Annotated in this window: 3 protein-coding genes; all 3 read right to left on the reverse strand. The window is 60.6% G+C overall.

Going from position 1 to position 2712, the window contains the following annotated elements:
• A partial coding sequence (gene fusA / locus EN914_RS31145; RefSeq protein WP_127389499.1) for an elongation factor G occupies positions 1-1364 on the reverse strand: 1364 nt, incomplete at its 3' end.
• A gap of 29 nt (positions 1365-1393) precedes the next feature.
• Entirely contained in the window at positions 1394-1864 is a 471-nt protein-coding gene (rpsG, locus tag EN914_RS31150; protein WP_008875664.1) for a 30S ribosomal protein S7, read from the reverse strand.
• Between the two features lie 76 nt (positions 1865-1940).
• A complete protein-coding gene (rpsL, locus tag EN914_RS31155; RefSeq protein ID WP_006333356.1) occupies positions 1941-2312 on the reverse strand; it encodes a 30S ribosomal protein S12 in 372 nt (123 codons plus the stop codon).
• Positions 2313-2712 lie beyond the last annotated feature (400 nt).

Consider the following 2712-nt stretch of genomic DNA (forward strand, 5'->3'; position numbering starts at 1 on the left):
ATGATGGTCTGGCCACTTTCCTCGTCGGTCTTGACGCGGAAGGACGGATCCTCGGCGGCCAGGCGGTGAAGGGCGAGGCCCATCTTTTCCTGGTCGTTCTTGGTCTTCGGCTCGATGGCAATCTGGATGACCGGATCGGGGAATTCCATGCGCTCGAGAATGACCGGATGCAGCGGATCGCTCAGCGTGTCGCCGGTGGTCGTGTCCTTGAGACCGGCAAGAGCAACGATATCGCCGGCAAAAGCCTCTTCGACGTCGGCGCGCGAGTTCGCATGCATCTGCAGCATGCGGCCGATGCGCTCTTTCTTGCCCTTCACGGTGTTGTCGACCGAGATGCCCTTGGTGAGCCTGCCCGAATAGATGCGCGCAAAGGTCAGCGAACCGACGAACGGGTCGTTCATGATCTTGAAGGCGAGCATCGACAGCGGCTCGTTGTCGTCGGCATGACGCTCGATCTCGGCGTCGGTCTTGGCATCGACGCCCTTGATGGCGGGAACATCGGCCGGCGAAGGCAGATATTCGACGACGGCGTCGAGCAGCGGCTGCACGCCCTTGTTCTTGAAGGCCGAGCCACAGAACATCGGGTAGAACTTGACCGCGATGGTGCCCTTGCGGATCAGCGCGCGAATCTCGTCATTCGACGGCATCTTGCCTTCGAGGTAATTCTCAAGCGCCGTCTCGTCCATTTCGACGGCAGCCTCGATCATCTTCTCGCGGTATTCTTCGGCACGAGCCTTGAGGTCGTCCGGGATCTCGACGATATCCCAGGCAGCGCCCAGCGTCTCGTCGCGCCAGACCAGCGCGTTCATCTCGACGAGGTCGACAACGCCCTTGAACTCGGTCTCGGCACCAATCGGCAGCTGCATGACAACAGCATGCGCACCGAGGCGCGAGCCGATCATCTCGACCGAGCGATAGAAGTCGGCGCCGATCTTGTCCATCTTGTTGCAGAAGATCATGCGCGGAACGCGATACTTGTCGGCCTGGCGCCAGACGGTCTCGGTCTGCGGCTCAACACCGGCATTGGCATCGAGCAGTGCGATGGCGCCGTCGAGCACGCGCAGCGAACGCTCGACTTCGATGGTGAAGTCGACGTGGCCGGGGGTGTCGATGATGTTGAAGCGGTGCATCTTGCCGTCACGAGCCTTCCAGAAGGTCGTGGTCGCGGCGGACGTGATGGTGATGCCGCGCTCCTGCTCCTGCTCCATCCAATCCATGGTGGCAGCGCCGTCGTGGACTTCGCCGATCTTGTGCGACTTGCCCGTGTAGTAGAGGACGCGCTCGGTGGTCGTCGTCTTGCCGGCGTCAATATGCGCCATGATACCGAAATTGCGGTAGTCTTCGATTTTGTATTCGCGGGCCATCGTAGCTGCCTCTCAGTCTCGTTCGCGCTTTACCAGCGGTAGTGCGCGAAAGCGCGGTTGGCTTCAGCCATCTTGTGGGTGTCTTCACGCTTCTTGACAGCGGTGCCGCGGTTGTTGGCCGCGTCCATCAGCTCGCCGGAGAGGCGGTCGACCATCGTGGTCTCGTTGCGGTTGCGGGCCGCAGCAATCAGCCAGCGAATGGCCAATGCCTGGCGGCGCTCGGGGCGCACGTCGACCGGAACCTGGTAGGTGGCGCCGCCGACACGGCGCGAACGCACTTCCACATGCGGCGCGACATTGTCGAGCGCCTGATGGAAGACGGTGACCGGCTCCTGCTTGGTCTTCGACTGAACCTGGTCGAGCGCGCCGTAGACGATGGTCTCGGCGACCGACTTCTTACCGTCATACATGACGGCGTTCATGAACTTGGTGACGATCAGATCGCCGAACTTCGGGTCCGGATTGATCTCACGCTTTTCTGCACTGTGACGACGCGACATGGCTTTTGTCTCTCAATCTCATAGCCCGACGCACTCAAGGAGCGCCAAGGCCGGAAAATCTTATTTCGGACGCCCCTTACTTCGGGCGCTTGGCGCCGTACTTCGAACGGCGCTGCTTGCGGTTCTTCACACCCTGCGTGTCGAGCACGCCGCGGATGATGTGGTAGCGAACGCCCGGAAGATCCTTGACGCGGCCGCCGCGGATCATCACCACGGAGTGTTCCTGAAGGTTGTGGCCTTCGCCGGGGATGTACCCGATCACTTCAAAACCATTGGTCAGGCGGATCTTGGCCACCTTGCGCAGCGCCGAGTTCGGCTTCTTCGGCGTCGTTGTATAGACGCGCGTGCAGACGCCCCGCTTCTGCGGGTTCTGCTGCATGGCCGGGACCTTGTTGCGCTTCACCGGCGCAATGCGCGGCTTGCGGATCAGCTGGTTGACGGTAGGCATTAAACCCTCTTGTCTCTCAATTCCGTGTCTCGCCCGGTCAGGGCCGCTCAAAGCGTCATTTCCATACGCAAATTCGGGCCATAAACCGCGCCTCGCGGTCTTGCCCGAACAAAAGGCAGAGGAAGCGGAAGCCGCTTCGTGCACGCCGGAAATGTCTTTTCGCTCGTAAAACGAACCCTGTTTGAGGCAAACTCCAAAGCGTGTCGCTTCGGAAGGGAGAGCCTCACATCGGTTCTGACTGGGCGGCTTCTACCCGTAAGACCGCGGACCGTCAAGCCCGGAGCACCAAATATTGCGCGCCGACCAAGGCTTGGCAGCCATGCGAAAACCGGATGTAATTTTCTTTCGCATTTTTGCAAGAGCGAGGAAGAAAGTGACAAGCCTTCAGGCAAAGTGAGTG

It is taken from the genome of Mesorhizobium sp. M7A.F.Ca.CA.001.08.2.1, from assembly GCF_003998455.1.
Classification (GTDB): domain Bacteria; phylum Pseudomonadota; class Alphaproteobacteria; order Rhizobiales; family Rhizobiaceae; genus Mesorhizobium; species Mesorhizobium ciceri.

Coding starts and splice junctions, on each gene's coding strand:
- rpsG (WP_008875664.1), bottom strand. CDS start 1,864: ATGTCGCGTCGTCACAGTGCAGAAAAGCGTGAGATCAATCCGGACCCG.
- rpsL (WP_006333356.1), bottom strand. CDS start 2,312: ATGCCTACCGTCAACCAGCTGATCCGCAAGCCGCGCATTGCGCCGGTG.